At 69.7% G+C, this 15396-nt stretch carries 12 protein-coding genes; 3 read left to right on the forward strand and 9 right to left on the reverse strand.

Annotated elements, in window-relative coordinates; all coding sequences use genetic code 11:
• Nucleotides 1-144 precede the first annotated feature (144 nt).
• Nucleotides 145-300, forward strand: coding sequence for a hypothetical protein (locus FFT10_RS27625; protein WP_154694078.1), 156 nt, complete (start codon nucleotides 145-147; stop codon nucleotides 298-300).
• 260 nt (nucleotides 301-560) lie between these two features.
• On the opposite strand, the gene hrpA is transcribed toward FFT10_RS27625, so the two are convergent.
• Nucleotides 561-4529 carry an ATP-dependent RNA helicase HrpA gene (gene hrpA / locus FFT10_RS05420; RefSeq protein WP_137731759.1) on the reverse strand — a complete coding sequence of 1323 codons (3969 nt, stop codon included), beginning with the start codon at nucleotides 4527-4529 and terminating at the stop codon, nucleotides 561-563.
• Between the two features lie 36 nt (nucleotides 4530-4565).
• A complete protein-coding gene (locus FFT10_RS05425) occupies nucleotides 4566-5798 on the reverse strand; it encodes a YihY family inner membrane protein (RefSeq protein ID WP_137731760.1) in 1233 nt (410 codons plus the stop codon).
• An 88-nt stretch (nucleotides 5799-5886) separates the two neighbouring features.
• Here FFT10_RS05425 and FFT10_RS05430 point away from each other — a divergent pair, with 88 nt between their 5' ends.
• Together FFT10_RS05430 and FFT10_RS05435 are read left to right on the forward strand one after the other, a co-directional pair.
• The gene (locus FFT10_RS05430) at nucleotides 5887-6294 is read left to right on the forward strand and encodes a DUF2069 domain-containing protein (protein WP_228026987.1); all 408 of its coding nucleotides are present in this window, start codon (nucleotides 5887-5889) and stop codon (nucleotides 6292-6294) included.
• Nucleotides 6291-7703: an FAD-binding oxidoreductase gene (locus FFT10_RS05435; protein WP_137731761.1), complete on the forward strand. Its 1413-nt coding sequence runs from the start codon at nucleotides 6291-6293 to the stop codon at nucleotides 7701-7703. Before FFT10_RS05430 ends, FFT10_RS05435 begins: the two co-directional genes overlap by 4 nt.
• A 16-nt stretch (nucleotides 7704-7719) precedes the next feature.
• Here FFT10_RS05435 and FFT10_RS05440 read toward each other — a convergent pair whose 3' ends face one another.
• The 7 genes from FFT10_RS05440 to nuoL all read right to left on the reverse strand — a co-directional run bounded on the left by FFT10_RS05440 (nucleotide 7720) and on the right by nuoL (nucleotide 15386).
• Nucleotides 7720-8778: an HDOD domain-containing protein gene (locus FFT10_RS05440; protein WP_137731762.1), complete on the reverse strand. Its 1059-nt coding sequence runs from the start codon at nucleotides 8776-8778 to the stop codon at nucleotides 7720-7722.
• Nucleotides 8779-8968: 190 nt separating this feature from the next.
• The gene (locus FFT10_RS05445) at nucleotides 8969-9421 is read right to left on the reverse strand and encodes a DUF1178 family protein (protein WP_137731763.1); all 453 of its coding nucleotides are present in this window, start codon (nucleotides 9419-9421) and stop codon (nucleotides 8969-8971) included.
• Nucleotides 9422-9449: 28 nt separating this feature from the next.
• The gene (locus FFT10_RS05450) at nucleotides 9450-10028 is read right to left on the reverse strand and encodes an NUDIX domain-containing protein (protein ID WP_137731764.1); all 579 of its coding nucleotides are present in this window, start codon (nucleotides 10026-10028) and stop codon (nucleotides 9450-9452) included.
• Nucleotides 10025-10342, reverse strand: a complete 318-nt coding sequence (locus tag FFT10_RS05455) for a DUF2818 family protein (protein WP_137731765.1) — start codon at nucleotides 10340-10342, stop codon at nucleotides 10025-10027. Before FFT10_RS05455 ends, FFT10_RS05450 begins: the two co-directional genes overlap by 4 nt.
• 5 nt (nucleotides 10343-10347) lie before the next feature.
• Entirely contained in the window at nucleotides 10348-11835 is a 1488-nt protein-coding gene (nuoN, locus tag FFT10_RS05460; protein ID WP_137731766.1) for an NADH-quinone oxidoreductase subunit NuoN, read from the reverse strand.
• 22 nt (nucleotides 11836-11857) lie between these two features.
• A complete protein-coding gene (locus FFT10_RS05465) occupies nucleotides 11858-13339 on the reverse strand; it encodes an NADH-quinone oxidoreductase subunit M (protein WP_137731767.1) in 1482 nt (493 codons plus the stop codon).
• Between the two features lie 22 nt (nucleotides 13340-13361).
• On the reverse strand, nucleotides 13362-15386 hold the full coding sequence (nuoL, locus tag FFT10_RS05470; protein WP_137731768.1) for an NADH-quinone oxidoreductase subunit L: 2025 nt from the start codon (nucleotides 15384-15386) through the stop codon (nucleotides 13362-13364).
• Between the last annotated feature and the right edge of the window lie 10 nt (nucleotides 15387-15396).

Here is a 15396-nt window from a genome sequence, read left to right on the forward strand (position 1 = left end):
GGCACGCGGGCCGCGCCCGGCCTCCCTCCCACAGAGGACGGGTCTGGCGCGGCTTGCAACGCCTTTGCAACGGCGCGGCGGGACAGTGTGCTCCCAGACCCGGGCCAGCCGGCCCGGTGCAGTCCACACCGACCCGGAGTTGCCATGCCTCAGACCGCCGCCCGCCCGCCACGCTGCCCGCCGGCCCACCCGCTGGCCTGGGCCCTGCTGCTGGCCTGCGCCGGCGGCGCCCAGGCGCAGCAGCTCACCCGCAGCGCGCTCACCGCGTCGGCGGCGATGTTGTCGGTGTGGGCGGGCTGAGCAGCGGGGCGTACAGCGGCACCGCGCCGGTCCCAACTGGTGGAGCGAGGCCAGCAACCAGTTCGGCAGCGTCGCCTGGAACGGCATCACCGGCGTGCAGGTGGCGGGCGCGCCGGTGGCCTCGTCGGTGCACGCCGGCAGCGGTGTGAACTGGGCCGGGGCCCATGCCGCGCCGGTGGCGGAGCCGGGTACCTGGGCCCTGCTGGCGGCCGGTGCAGCGCTGCTGCTGTGGCGCGGCCGGCGCAACGCCCAGTCGGCAGTCAGCTCGACAGCTGCTGCCAGGCCTTGTCCAGCCGCTTGACCGACACCGGCTGCGGCGTGCGCAGCTCCTGAGCGAAGAAGCTGACCCGCAGCTCCTCCAGCAGCCAGCGGTACTCATCCAGCCGGGCATCGGCCACGCCCTTCTGCTCGGCCAGGCGGCGGATGTAGCGCTGCTCGATCGGCCGCAGCTCGGCCAGGCGCTGGGCATCGCGCGCCGGGTCGGCGCGCCACTTGTCCAGCCGCAGCGTCACCGCCTTCAGGTAGCGGGCGAAGTGCGCCAGCTGGGCATAGGGCGCGGCCTGCAGGAAGTGCTTCGGCACCAGCCGCTGCAGCTGGGCGGTCACGTCATCGGCCACCTCCTTGGCCGGCCGGCTGTCCTTGAGCTTGCGCTGGGCCGTGGCGTACTCGGCCAGGATGGTGCCGGCCAGGCGCGCCACTTCCTGCGCGATCAGGTTCAGCCGGCCGCGGCCCTCGGTGATGCGCTTGGCGAAGGCGTCTGCATCGGCGGGCAGCGGCTCGGCCAGGAAGGCGCGGTCCAGCGCCACCGCGATGATCTGGTTGCGCAGCTCGTCGGCCGTGCCCAGCGGCATGTACAGCGCCGCCATCTTCACCAGATCGGGGATGTTCTTCTCCAGGTACTTCAGCGGCTCCTTGATGGCCAGCGCCACCAGCCGGCGCAGGCCGGCGCGGTGCCTGGCGGCGGCCACGTCGGGCTCGTCGAAGACCTCGATCTCCACATGCGCGCCCTTGTCGATCAGCGCCGGGAAGCCGATCAGCACCTGGCCGGCCTTGTGGATCTCCATCAGCTCGGGCAGCGCGCCGAAGGTCCAGGCGGTGTGGGCGACCGGCGCGGCCGGCGGTGGCGGTGGCGGTGGCGGTGCCGGTGGCGCTGCAGCGGCCTTCTCCACACGCCGCGGCCCGCCGGTGGCAGGCGCGGGGGCGGGGGTGGCCGGAGCCGGTGCCGCCCCGCTGCCCAGCTTCAGCGCCGCCAGCGCCTGGAAGGCCGACCGCGCCTGGCCACCCAGCTCGGCCTTCAGCGTGGCCAGGTGCCGGCCCATGCCCAGCTGGCGGCCATGCTCGTCGACCACGCGGAAGTTCATGAACAGATGGGGCTGCAGCATGTCGAGCTTGAAGTCGTTGCGCTGCACGGCGATCTGGCTGCGCTCGCGCACCGCCTTCAGCAGCACGTCCATCAGCGCGCCCTGGGCGAAGGGGTGGGTCTCGACGAACTCGGCCACGTAGTCGGGCAGCGGCACCAGGCGGCTGCGCGGGCGCTGGTGCAGGCTCTTGCACAGCGCCGTCACCTTGGCGGCCAGCATGCCGGGCACCAGCCACTCGCAGCGCTCCTCGCTGACCTGGTTCAGCGCGTAGATCGGCACCGTCACCGTGACGCCGTCCTTGGGGTCGCCGGGGTCGTGCAGGTAGGTGGCGGTGCAGTCCACACCGCCCAGGCGGATGGTCTTGGGAAAGGCCTGGCCGGTGATGCCGGCGGCCTCGTGGCGCATCAGCTCGTCGCGGGTCAGCTTCAGCAGCTCGGGCTGGCGCTTCACCTCGTCCCGGTACCAGCGCTCCAGCGTGGCGCCTGAGAACACCGTGGCCGGCAGCTGCTGGTCGTAGAACGCGAAGATCAGGCTGTCGTCGACCAGCACATCCTGCCGGCGGCTCTTGTGCTCCAGCTCTTCCACCTGGGCCAGCAGCTTGCGGTTGTGGGCGATGAAGGGCAGCTTGCTGTCCCAGTCCTCTTCCACCAGCGCCTCGCGGATGAAGATCTCGCGCGCCGCCCTGGGGTCGACGTTGCCGAAGTTCACCCGCCGGTTGGCGTAGATCACGATGCCGTACAGCGTGGCGCGCTGCAGCGCCACCACCTCGCCGGCCTTCTTCTCCCAGTGCGGCTCCAGCAGCTGGGTCTTGAGCAGGTGGCCGGCCAGCGGCGGGATCCACTGCGGCTCGATGCCGGCCAGGCCGCGGCCATACAGACGGGTGGTGTCGACCAGCTCGGCGGCGATCAGCCAACGGCCGGGCTTCTTGCTGAGGTGGGCGCCCGGGTGGCGCCAGAACTTGATGCCGCGTGCGCCCAGGTACCACTCGTCGTCGTCGCTCTTGCAGCCCACGTTGCCCAGCAGGCCGGCCAGCATGGCCAGGTGGATCTGCTCGTACGTGGCCGGGCTGCCGTTCAGCCGCCAGCCCTGTTCGGCCACCACGGTGTGCAGCTGCGAGTGGATGTCGCGCCATTCGCGCACCCGGCGCGGGTTGACGAAGCTCTCGCGCAGCCGCTGCTCCTGCTGGCGGTTGCTGAGCTTGTGGCTGTCGGTCTTCTGCTGGGCCGAGCCGGGGTGGCCGTGCACTCCGCGGCCTTCCTCGATCCAGCTCCACAGCTTCAGGTAGCCCATGAATTCCGACTTCTCGTCGTCGAACTTCTTGTGCTTCTCGTCGGCGGCCTGGGCGGCATCCATCGGCCGGTCGCGCACGTCCTGCACGCTCAGCGCGCTGGCGATGATCAGCACCTCGTGCAGCGCATCGCGCTCGCGGGCGGCCAGGATCATGCGGCCCACCCGCGGGTCCAGCGGCAGGCGGGCCAGTTCACGGCCGATGGGCGTGAGCTGGTTGTCGTCGTCCACCGCGGCCAGCTCGCCCAGCAGCTCGTAGCCGTCGGCAATCGCCTTGGCGCGCGGCGCCTCCAGGAACGGGAAGTCCTCCACCTGGCCCAGGCGCAGGCTCTTCATCCGCAGGATCACGCCGGCCAGGCTGCTGCGCAGGATCTCGGGGTCGGTGAACCTGGGCCGGCCGGTGAAGTCCTTCTCGTCGTACAGCCGGATGCAGATGCCGTTGGCCACCCGGCCGCAGCGGCCGGCACGCTGGTTGGCCGCCGCCTGGCTGATGGCCTCGACCTGCAGCTGCTCGACCTTGGTGCGGTAGCTGTAGCGCTTGACCCGGGCGAAGCCGGAGTCGATCACATAGCGGATGCCCGGCACGGTGAGCGAGGTCTCGGCCACGTTGGTGGCCAGCACGATGCGCCGGCCGTTGCCGGGGTTGAACACCGCCTCTTGCTCAGCCTGCGACAGGCGCGCGAACAGCGGCAGGATCTCCGGCTGCGGCCCGCCGCGGTGCTGCTTGGCCAGGTGCTTGCGCAGGTGGTCAGCGGCATCGCGGATCTCGCGCTCGCCGGGCAGGAAGACGAGGATGTCGCCGGCGCCATGGCCCTGCCACAGCTCGTCCACCGCATCGGCGATGGCTTCATCGAGCCCGTACTCGCGTGAATCCTCGAACGGCCGCCAGCGCTGCTCCACCGGGAACAGCCGGCCGCTGACCTGGATGACCGGCGCCGGCCCAAGGCGGCTTTCAAAGTGCTTCGCAAACCGGTCGGCATCGATGGTGGCCGAGGTCACCACGATCTTCAGATCCGGCCGGCGCGGCAGCAGCTGGCGCAGGTAGCCCAGCAGGAAGTCGATGTTCAGGCTGCGCTCATGCGCCTCGTCGATGATCAGCGTGTCGTACTGGCGCAGGTCGGGGTCGCCCTGGGTCTCGGCCAGCAGGATGCCGTCGGTCATCAGCTTGACGCTGGCGCCGGGCTGCAGCCGGTCCTGGAAGCGCACCTTGTAGCCCACCACCTCGCCCAGCGGGCTGTTCAGCTCGTCGGCGATGCGCTTGGCCACGCTGGTGGCGGCCAGCCGGCGCGGCTGGGTGTGGCCGATCAGGCCGGTGCCGCCGGCGCCCAGGCCGCGGCCCAGCTCCAGCGCGATCTTCGGCAGCTGGGTGGTCTTGCCCGAGCCGGTCTCGCCGCAGACGATGACCACCTGGTGGGTGGCCAGCGCGCGGGCGATCTCCTCGCGCCGGCTGGAGACCGGCAGCGACTCGGGGTAGGTGATGGGCGGGATCGGTGTGGCGGGGCGCGGCGGCCGGGGCTCGCGCGCGGGTCGCGCGGCGGCATCGGGCCGCGGCGGCCGCACCGGTTGGGCGGGCAGGTTCACGGAACCGCCGATTATCCCCGGCCGGGGCGACAGGCGTCAGCGCAGGAGATCGGCCACCGTCATGCCGGCCCAGCCACTGCGCTGGCGGAAGGCCGCCGTGCTGGCCTGGTCCTGCAGCAGCAGGCGGTCGACCAGCGGCTGGGCCGCCGTGTGCGGCGGCTCGATCAGCAGCACATGGCGCTGCGCGCCCTCTTCGTCCAGCCGGCCGCACCAGCCCAGGGCCAGCAGGTCGTCGAGCACCGGCTCCACCTGCAACGGATCGGTGCGCAATTGGCCGGCCAGGGCCTCGGCGCTGAGGCCACGGTGGTCGGTGGCGCGGGCGGCGGCCAGCGCCTGCAGCAGGGCCACCGCCAGCGCAAAGCGCTCGCCAGGGCGGTCGGGCCGGCGCACCACCCGCAGCGCCAGGCTGGGCGCATAGGCGGCGATCACCGCGCCGCACAGCACGATCAGCCAGCCCAGGTAGATCCACAGCAGGAAGATCGGCAACGTGGCAAAGGCGCCGTACACCATCGAGTAGGCCGGCACCGATTTCACATACCAGGCTAGTGCGCGCTTGGCCAGCTCGAAGCCCAGGGCCACGAACAGCGCGCCGGCCCAGGCATGGCGCCAGCGCACATGGGTGTTGGGCATGAAGCGGTACAGCAGCGCCATGCCAGTGGCCAGCAACGTGAACTCGGCCAGGTCGATCAGCAGCGACAGGCTGCCCGGCAGCGTGCCGACCAGCCCGCGCGAGGCCGACACCGCGTACGAGGTCAGCGACAGGCTGGCCCCCAGCAGCAGCGGGCCCAGGGTCAGTGCGGCCCAGTACACCAGCACCCGCTGCGCCAGCGGCCGCGGCCGCGGCACCCGCCAGATGCCGTTGAGCGTGCGGTCGATGGTGAACATCAGCGCCAGCGCGGTCAGGCCCAGCAGCAGCAGGCCCAGGCTGCCCAGCTTGCTGGCCTTGCCGGCGAACTGTGTCAGCGCCTGCAGCACCGGCCGCGCGATGCTGTCGGGCACCAGGGCCTGCACGAAGTACTGCTGCACCGACAGCTGGAAGCGCGCGAACATCGGAAACGCGGTGAAGATCGCCAGCATCACCGTGACCAGGGGCACCAGGCTGATCAGCGTGGTGAAGGTCAGGCTGCCGGCGGTCAGCGCCAGGTGGTCTTCGCGGAAGCGCTGGCGCAGCGTGCGCAGGGTGTCGAACCAGGGCCAGTGCCGCAGCACACCGGCCAACCCGGCCAGCCACTGCCGCCATCGCCGCAGGGCCGAAGGGGTGGAAGTCATCCGTCTATGATGCCAGCCGCCACCTTGCCTGCTGCCCGCTCCGCGCCCGTCCGCCGTGTCCACCTCGCCTGCCCCGGCCTCGCCCGCCCTGCCCCACGCCGACGGCCTGGCACCCCAACCCCCCCATGCCTTCGTGCAGGCCACCCGCACGCTGGCCGTGGGCGCGCTGGTCGGCTTGATCCTGCTGGGTCTGGCCTGGGAGCTGTGGCTGGCACCCACCGGCTCGCGCTTCCTGGCCTTCAAGGTGCTGCCGCTGGTGATCCCGCTGGCGGGGCTGCTGAAGCACCGGCTCTACACCTACCGCTGGGTCAGCCTGCTGGTGTGGCTGTATTTCACCGAGGGCGTGGTGCGGGCCACCGGCCTGCCCCCCGGCGCGGCGCTGGGCATCGGCGAGTGGCTGGCCTGGGGCCAGGTGCTGCTGTGCTGCCTGCTGTTCACCGCCTGCGCCGCGCATGTGCGCTGGCGGCTGAAGCACAAGACGGTGGCGGCCGCATGACGGCCCTGCTCGACGCCCTGCGCACCCTGGTCGGCCCCGCGAATGTGCTGACCCGCGACAGCCACGGCGACCTGTCGGCCTGGGAGCGCGACTGGCGCAAGCGCTGGCATGGCCAGGCCCTGGCAGTGGTGCGGCCCGGCAGCACCGCCGAGGTGGCTGCAGTGGTGCAGGCCTGCGCACAACACGGCGTGGCCATCGTGCCGCAGGGCGGCAACACCGGCCTGGTGGGCGGCGGCGTCCCGGACAAGAGCGGCAGCCAGGTGCTGCTGAGCCTGCAGCGGCTGAACCGGGTGCGCGCCACCGACCCAGCCAACCTGACGATGACGGTGGAAGCCGGCATGGTGCTGCAGGCGGTGCAGCAGGCCGCGGCCGACGCCGGCCTGCTGTTCCCGCTGAGCCTGGCGGCCGAGGGCAGCTGCACCATCGGCGGCAACCTGGCGACCAATGCCGGCGGCACCCAGGTGCTGCGCTATGGCAATGCCCGCGAGCTGTGCCTGGGCCTGGAAGTGGTGACGGCGGCCGGCGAGGTGTGGAGCGGCCTGAGCGGGCTGCGCAAGGACAACACCGGCTACGACCTGCGCGACCTGTTCATCGGCAGCGAAGGCACGCTGGGCATCATCACCGCGGCCACGCTGAAGCTCTACCCGCAGCCCGCGGCCAGCCTGACAGCGCTTGCCAGCACCGCCTCGCTGGAGCAGTGCGTGGGCCTGCTGGGGCTGGCGCAGGCCCGCCTGGGCGCCGGGCTGACCGGCTTCGAGGTGATGAACACCTTCTCGCTGCAGCTGGTGCGGCGGCACTTTCCGCAGTTGGCCCAGCCGCTGGCGGCGGCACCGTGGACGGTGCTGCTGGAGTACGCCGATGCCGACGGCGAAGCCGGTGCGCGCAGCCGCTTCGAGGGGCTGCTGGAAGCCGCGCTGGACCAGGGCCTGATCGGCGATGCCGCCGTGGCCGAGAGCCTGGCGCAATCGGCCGGGCTGTGGCACCTGCGGGAATCCATCCCGCTGGCGCAGAGCGAGGAAGGCCTGAACGTCAAGCACGACATCGCGCTGCCGGTCTCGGCCATCCCGGCGTTCTGCCAGCGCACCGATGCCGCGCTGCTGGCGGCCATCCCCGGCGTGCGGCTGGTCAACTTCGGCCACCTGGGTGACGGCAACCTGCACTACAACGTGCAGTGCCCCGAAGGCGGTGAATCGCTGGCCTTCCTCGCCACGCATGAAGCGGCGATCAACCGCATCGTCTACGACGCGGTGCAGGCCTGCGGCGGCTCGTTCTCGGCCGAGCACGGTGTGGGCGCGCTCAAGCTGCAGGAGATGGCCACCCGCAAGAGCCCGGTGGCGCTGGGCCTGATGCGCGCCATCAAGCAGGCGCTGGATCCGCAGGGCCGGCTGAACCCGGGCCGCGTGGTCTGAGCTGCTGCCTGTCCGGCTACGGCGTCAGGGCGCCGGCCAGCGCCGCCACGCCCTGCTCGGTGACCGCCAGCACCCGCGCGCAGCGGGCCGGCGACAGGTCCAGCCGCTGCCACAGCGCCGGGTCCAGATCGGGCACCCGTTCGTCCTCGGCCTGGTGCAGGTCCAGCGCATGCACCAGCGCATCGGCGCCCTGCACCACGTCCAGCAGCCAGGCATGCTCGGCCGCGGGCTGCGCGCCGGTGCCGTGGTGGCCGGCCACCGCCGCCACCAGCGCCGGCGGGAAGTGCCAGTGCCGGGCCACCAGGGCGCCGGCCTCGGCATGGTCGATGCCCAGCACCTCCTGCTCGGCCAGATGCAAGGGCTGGTCATGCAGCCGGGCCCAGGCCATGGCCTGGGCCATGGCGGCCGGCAGCTGGCTCACCAGCACCAGGTGGCCGATGTCGTGCAGCAGGCCGGCGGTGAAGGCCAGGCCACCATCGGCACCCAGCTCGTTGGCCAGGGTCTGGGCGGCGATGCCGCTGGCAAAGGCCTGCCGGCTGTAGCGCTGGCGGTCGAAGCCGGGGCAGCGCGCATCCTGGAACTGCGCCGCCACGGCGGCGGCCGTCAGCACCGAACCCACCGCTGCGCGGCCCAGCAGGGCCACGGCCTCGTACAGGCTGCCGATGCGGCCGCTGCGGCCGTAAGCCGCGGCATTGGCCAGGCGCAACAGCATGGCCGCCAACGCCGGATCACGGCCAAGCGCCGCGGCGCACTGGGCGGTGCTGCTGCCGTCCTGCTGCAGCACACGGATGGCGGCCAGCACCGCCTGCGGCAGGGCCGGCAGCGCGTCCACCCGGGCGCAGAGCCAGGCGCGGTCGATGGTGTGGCGCGGCGGCTGCGGTTGCGGCGTGCGGGTTGGCGGCGGCGGGATCAGCACGGCCGCGTCGCCCAGGTCACGCAGACAAGACAGCGGCTGCAGCAACGGGTGGACCGGGCCTTGCGTGCCGTCGCAGCCGCGGAACAGCCAGGCCAGGCGCTCGGACTGGGCCTGGGCAGGGTTGACCTGCGGGGAACGTGGCGGCGCGGCGGTGTGCATGCAGGGCAATCGGTCGTGGCGGGAGCGGGTGGGCACCCAGCACCAATGCCGGGCATGTCGACGCCGGCATGCAGGGCATGTTCAGCAGCACGCAGATTATCATTTTTATCGAATTTCAAGCGTGATGCGGTGCACATTCGGCAGCCCACCCCACCCTGCAAACCGGTGGTGCACACCGGTCGGCAATGGGTCAGTGCGCCGTGCCCTTGAGCGCCACCGGGACTGGCAACGGCACCACCTCAATGCCCTCGTCGGCGAGCTCGGCCCGCTCGTCGGCACTGGCCTGGCCCCGGATGCCGCGGTGCGGCGCCTCGCCGTAGTGGATGCGGCGGGCCTCTTCGGGAAAGCGCTCGCCGACATCTTCGGTGTTCTGCAGCACCTGGGCCACGGCCTGCAGCCACTGGGCCTGCAGCGTGGCCTGCGGCGGTGCCGCGGACTCGGGCGCTGCGGATGCCGGCGCGTCCGGCTCGCGGGCGCCGGAGAGATTCAGCCGCGGCGCGCTGGGCAGCCGGTGCACCTGCAGCGAACCGCACAACGGGCAGGCCACCACACCCCGGCTGGCCTGGTCCTGGAAATCCGCCTCGGAGGCAAACCAGCCTTCAAAGGCGTGGTCGTGGTCGCAGCGCAGGTTCAGCACCTTCATCGTGCTGACATTATCCCCGCGGCACCTGTCAGACGGGCGCCACCCAGTCGAGTGCCCACAGACCGGCACGCCACTTCTGCAGCCACTGCAAGCCGATCAGGGTCTTCACGTCGGTCAGTTCGCCGCGGCTGGCCAGCGCATCCAGCTCGGACTCGCCCATCACGCAGACGTCGAGCAGCTCACCCGCATCCAGCCGGCGCGGGCCGGGCTGCAGGCCGCGGGCGAACCAGATCTCGATCGCCTCGTCGGCGTAGGCGCAGGCGTTGTGGATGTGGCAGGCGCGGGCCCATTCGCGGGCGACATAACCGGTCTCCTCGGCCAGCTCGCGCTGGGCACAGCGCTGCACCGGCTCGCCGGGATCACGCTTGCCGGCAGGAAACTCCAGCAGGATGCGACCCAGCGGATAGCGGAACTGCCGCTCCATCACCAGCCGGCCGTCGTCCAGCAGGGGGACCACCATCACCGCGCCCGGATGCACGATGTACTCGCGCGTCGCGGTGTGGCCGTCATGCTGCACGATCACGTCGCGCCGCACGTCGAGGAAGCGGCCGCGCCAGACCTGCTCGCCGCTGAGGCGGCGCTCGACCAGGGCCTCGTCGTCTCTCACGGGGTCGCGTCGGCCGCCGACTGCTTGCGCAGGATGCGCCAGACGAAGCCCGGGAACGCGAAGGTGACCATCAGGCACAGGGCCGCGACATAGAACTCCCAGCCTTGCGGCGCACGCTGGCCCAGCCGCGTCTCGATGAGCATGCCCAGTGCGATGGTCAGGCCCGACAGCAGCAGCAGTTCCAGCAGGCGCCAGCCCAGCGCCTTGGGCGCCCGGCGCGGGCCGACCAGCATCAGCCGGTCGGTGAGAAACGGCAGATTGGCGGCGATGAAGCCCACCAGCAGCAGCGCCCAGCCCGGACCAGCCCCCGACATGGCGGTCAGGTGGCCAGCGCGCGCAGGATCGCGTCGCGGCACATCGCCATCAGGCCGCCAGGCAGCAGGCCGAACACCAGCACCGCCGCGCCGTTGACCGCCAGCAGTGCGCTCACGCCACCGCCCTGCACCGGACGGCTGGCGTTGGCGGGCAGCGGCTCGTCGAAGTACATCACCTTGACGATGCGCAGGTAGTAGAACGCGCCGACCAGCGACAGCAGCACCGCCACCACCGCCAGCACCAGGTAGCCGGTGACATTGGTGGTGATCAGCGCCTGCAGGATGGCCAGCTTGGCATAGAAGCCCACCATCGGCGGCACGCCGGCCAGGCTGAACATGAAGAGGGTCATGATGCCGGCCAGCCAGGGCGCGCGCTTGCCGAGGCCCGCCAGGTCGGCGATCTCCTCGCTCTCGAACCCACCACGGGCCAGGAACATGATCAGCCCGAAGGTGCCCAGCGTGGTGATGACGTAGGTGACCACGTAGAACATCGCCGAGCTGTAGGCATTGCCCGCGCTCAGGGTGTTGCCGCTGACCACGCCAGCCGTCATGCCCAGCAACATGAAGCCCATCTGGCTGATGGTGGAATAGGCCAGCATGCGCTTCAGGTTGGTCTGCGCGATGGCGGCCAGGTTGCCGATGACCAGCGACGACACCGCCAGCACCACCATCATCTGCTGCCAGTCGACCGCCAGGCCCAGCATGCCCTCGACCAGCAGGCGCACGGTGATGGCAAACGCGGCCAGCTTGGGCGCACCGCCGATCAGCAGGGTGACGGCCGTGGGCGCACCCTGGTAGACATCGGGCACCCACATGTGGAACGGCACCACGCCCAGCTTGAACGCCAGGCCGGCGACGACGAACACCACGCCGAAGGTGAGCACCGTGCCGTTGATGCGGCCGGTGCCGATGGCGGCGAAGACCTCGTTGATCTCCAGCGATTTGGTGGCGCCGTACATCATCGACAGGCCGTAGAGCAGAAAGCCCGAGGCCAGCGCGCCCAGCACGAAGTACTTCATCGCCGCCTCGGTGCTGACACCATGGTCGCGCCGCAGCGCCACCAGGGCGTACAGCGACAGGCTCATGATCTCCAGGCCGAGGTAGACCACCAGGAAGTTGTTGGCCGAGCACATCACGCAGATGCCCAGCAACACGAACATGGTGAGGCTGAAGAACTCACCCTTCAACATCTCGCGGCTGGCGATGTAGGGCTGGGCGTAGGCGATGGTGATGATCACCGCCACGGTGGCGAAGAAGGCCAGCAGGTGGCCCATCGGATCGCTGACCATCATGCCCTGCATGCCGTAGGCGGTGGCACCGCCCTGGTAGTAAGCCAGGTGCATGGCGGCCACGGCCACCAGGCTGGCCTGGGTCAGCCAGAAGGTGGGGCGGCGGCGTTCATCGGTGACGTAGAGGTCGACCAGCGCCACGGCACAGGCCATCAGCAGCAGCAGCGCCTCGGGGTAGACGACCAGCCAGTTCATGGGATTCATCTTGTAGTTCTCCGCCGCCGGCTCAGCCGCCGACCAGCTTGGACGTGGCCACGTGCTTGAGCAGTTCGGTCACCGACTGGTGCATCACATCGGTGAAGGGCTTGGGGTACACGCCCATCCACAGCGTGGCGATGGCCAGCACGGCCATCAGGCCGAATTCACGGGCGTTCAGATCGGTGAGGCCGCGCACCTCGTCATTCGTCACATCGCCGAAGTACACCCGCTTGTACATCCACAGCGAGTAGGCGGCACCGAAGATCAGCGCAGTGGCGGCGATGGCCGCCAGCCAGAAGCTGGCCTGCACCGTGCCGAGGATCACCATCCACTCGCCGACGAAGCCGCCGGTGCCCGGCAGGCCGCAGTTGGCCATGGTGAAGAACAGCGCGAACGCGGCGAACTTGGGCATGGTGTTGACCACGCCACCGTAGGTGGCGATCTCGCGGCTGTGCACCCGGTCGTACAGCACGCCGATGGCCAGGAACATCGCGCCCGAGACGAAGCCGTGGCTGATCATCTGCACCAGGCCACCGGACACGCCCAGCTCGTTGAAGACGAAGAAGCCCAGGGTGACGAAGCCCATGTGCGCGATGGACGAATAGGCCACCAGCTTCTTCATGTCCTGCTGCACCAGGGCCACCAGGCCGATGTAGACCACGGCGATCAGGCTCAGCGCGATGATGAACCAGGCGTATTCGCGGCTGGCATCCGGGGCGATGGGCATCGAGAAGCGCAGGAAGCCGTAGGCACCCAGCTTCAGCATGATGGCCGCCAGCACCACCGAGCCGCCGGTGGGCGCCTCGACGTGGGCATCGGGCAGCCAGGTGTGCACCGGCCACATCGGCACCTTGACCGCAAATGCCGCGAAGAAGGCGAAGAACAGCAAGGCCTGCGCCGGCATCGGCAGCGGCAGCTTGTGCCAGCTGGCGATGTCGAAGCTGCCACCCGACTTGTAGTACAGGAAGATCAGCGCCACCAGCATCAGCAGCGAGCCGAGCAGCGTGTAGAGGAAGAACTTGAATGCCGCATACACCCGGCGCGGGCCACCCCAGATGCCGATGATGAGGTACATCGGGATCAGCGTGGCCTCGAAGAACACATAGAACAGCAGGCCGTCGGCCGCGCTGAACACGCCCACCATCAGGCCCGACAGGATCAGGAAGGCGCCCATGTACTGGTGCACCCGCTCGGTGATCACCTCCCAGCCGGCCACCACCACCACGATGGTGATGAAGGCGGTGAGCAGCACGAACCACACCGAGATGCCATCGACACCCAGGTGGTAGCGCACATTGAAGCGCTCGATCCACAGCAGGTTCTCGCTGAACTGCAGCGCGGCGGTGCCGGTGTCGAAGCCGGTGATCAGCGGGATGGTGACGATGAAGCTCAGCACCGCCCCCACCAGGGCCAGCCAGCGGGCGCTGTCAGCCTTGTCATCCCGCCCGGTGGCCAGCAAGACCGCGCCAAAGGCGATCGGCAGCCAGATCGAAACACTCAAGAGACCCATTGTTCTTCTCCGCCCTGCGTGATCAGTGGCCAGCCAGGCCGGCCAACGCGGGCCACAGCTGCCAGGTCAGCAGCCCGAAAACGCCCAGCAGCATCACCAGTGCGTACCAATACACATGCCCGGTCTGCACCAGGCGCGACAGCCCGGCCATCAGGCCCACCACCTTGGCCGAGCCGTTGACCAGCAGGCCGTCGATCAGGAAGCCGTCGCCGCCCTTCCACAGGCCGCGGCCCAGCAGCCGGGTGCCGGCGGCCAGCACATGCTCGTTGAACCAGTCCAGGTAGTACTTGTTCTCCAGCACCTTGACCACCGGTGCCAGCGTGCGGCCGATGGCCGCCGGGATGTGCGGCGCCTTCATGTAGAAGAACCACGACACCACCACGCCGGACAGCGCCAGCCAGAACGGCAGCGTGGCGAAGCCATGCAGCGCCATGCCCACCGCATGGCCGGCATGCTCGGCCACCGCTGCCATCGCCGGGTGGCGTGCAGCATCGACGGTGATCGCGTCCTTGAAGAAATCACCCACCAGCATCGGCGCCATGGTGGCGAAGCCGATCAGCACCGACGGGATGGCCAGCAGCACCAGCGGCAGCGTCACCACCCAGGGCGATTCATGCGGCGTGTGGGCATGACCGTGGCCGTGGTCGTCGTGGTGGTCATGCTCGCCCGGGAAGGGCTTGTGGCGGAAGTTTTCCTTGCCGTGGAAGACCAGGAAGTACATCCGGAACGAGTAGAACGCGGTGACGAACACGCCGGCCACCACCGCGAAGTAGGCCCAGCCGGCCGCCGGCAGCTGGCTGGCACCCACGGCCAGGATGATGCTGTCCTTGGAGTAGAAGCCCGAGAAGAACGGCGTGCCGATCAGCGCCAGGCTGCCCAGCAGCGAGGTGATCCAGGTGATGGGCATGTACTTCCGCAGGCCGCCCATGTTGCGGATGTCCTGGTCATGGTGCATGCCGATGATCACCGACCCGGCGCCCAGGAACAGCAGCGCCTTGAAGAAGGCATGGGTCATCAGGTGGAACACCGCCACGCTGTAGGCCGACACGCCCAGGGCCACCGTCATGTAGCCCAGCTGGCTGAGGGTGGAATAGGCCACCACGCGCTTGATGTCGGTCTGGATGATGCCCAGGAAGCCCATGAACAGCGCGGTGATGCTGCCGATCACCAGGATGAAGTTCAGTGCGGTCTCCGACAGCTCGAACAGCGGCGACATGCGCGCCACCATGAAGATGCCCGCCGTCACCATGGTGGCGGCGTGGATCAGCGCGGAGATGGGCGTCGGGCCTTCCATCGAATCGGGCAGCCACACATGCAGCGGGAACTGCGCGCTCTTGCCCATCGCGCCGATGAACAGGCAGATGCAGGTGACCGTGATCAGCATCCAGGTGGTGCCGGGGAAGGTCAGCTTGGCCAGCTCGTCCGCCTTGGCGAAGGTCTCGGCATAGCTCAGGGTGCCGGCGTAGGTGACGATCAGGCCGATGCCCAGGATGAAGCCGAAGTCGCCGACCCGGTTCACCAGGAAGGCCTTCATGTTGGCGAAGATGGCCGTGGGCTTCTTGTACCAGAAGCCGATCAGCAGGTAGCTGACCAGGCCCACCGCCTCCCAGCCGAAGAACAGCTGCAGGAAGTTGTTGCTCATCACTAGCATGAGCATGCTGAAGGTGAACAGGCTGATGTAGCTGAAGAAGCGCTGGTAGCCCGGGTCCTCTTCCATGTAGCCGATGGTGTAGATGTGCACCATCAGCGAGACGAAGGTGACCACCACCATCATCATCGCCGTGAGGCCATCGACCAGGAAGCCGACTTCCATCTTCAGGCCGCCCAGCACCATCCACTCGTAGATGGTGGCGTTGAAGCGGGCGCCGCCGATGACGTCGATCAGCACCGACACCGAGATCAGGAACGCGACCAGCACGCCCAGGATGGTGACGGTGTGGGCGCCCTTGCGGCCGATGGCCTTGCCGAAGAAGCCGGCGGCAATGGCGCCGGCCAGCGGCGCCAGCGGGACCGCCAGCAGCAGGTTCTGAGAGAGTTGTGCAGCCATGTTGTAGTCG

Origin of the sequence: Pseudaquabacterium pictum (genome assembly GCF_005403045.1) — a bacterium.
GTDB classification, from domain to species: domain Bacteria; phylum Pseudomonadota; class Gammaproteobacteria; order Burkholderiales; family Burkholderiaceae_C; genus Pseudaquabacterium; species Pseudaquabacterium pictum.

Excerpts from the sequence above, each read along its gene's own strand:
- nuoL (WP_137731768.1), bottom strand. The coding sequence starts at position 15,386 with ATGGCTGCACAACTCTCTCAGAACCTGCTGCTGGCGGTCCCGCTGGCG.
- FFT10_RS05425 (WP_137731760.1), bottom strand. The coding sequence starts at position 5,798 with ATGACTTCCACCCCTTCGGCCCTGCGGCGATGGCGGCAGTGGCTGGCC.
- FFT10_RS05440 (WP_137731762.1), bottom strand. The coding sequence starts at position 8,778 with ATGCACACCGCCGCGCCGCCACGTTCCCCGCAGGTCAACCCTGCCCAG.
- FFT10_RS05455 (WP_137731765.1), bottom strand. The coding sequence starts at position 10,342 with ATGTCGGGGGCTGGTCCGGGCTGGGCGCTGCTGCTGGTGGGCTTCATC.
- FFT10_RS05445 (WP_137731763.1), bottom strand. The coding sequence starts at position 9,421 with ATGAAGGTGCTGAACCTGCGCTGCGACCACGACCACGCCTTTGAAGGC.
- FFT10_RS27625 (WP_154694078.1), top strand. The coding sequence starts at position 145 with ATGCCTCAGACCGCCGCCCGCCCGCCACGCTGCCCGCCGGCCCACCCG.
- nuoN (WP_137731766.1), bottom strand. The coding sequence starts at position 11,835 with ATGAATCCCATGAACTGGCTGGTCGTCTACCCCGAGGCGCTGCTGCTG.
- FFT10_RS05435 (WP_137731761.1), top strand. The coding sequence starts at position 6,291 with ATGACGGCCCTGCTCGACGCCCTGCGCACCCTGGTCGGCCCCGCGAAT.
- FFT10_RS05465 (WP_137731767.1), bottom strand. The coding sequence starts at position 13,339 with ATGGGTCTCTTGAGTGTTTCGATCTGGCTGCCGATCGCCTTTGGCGCG.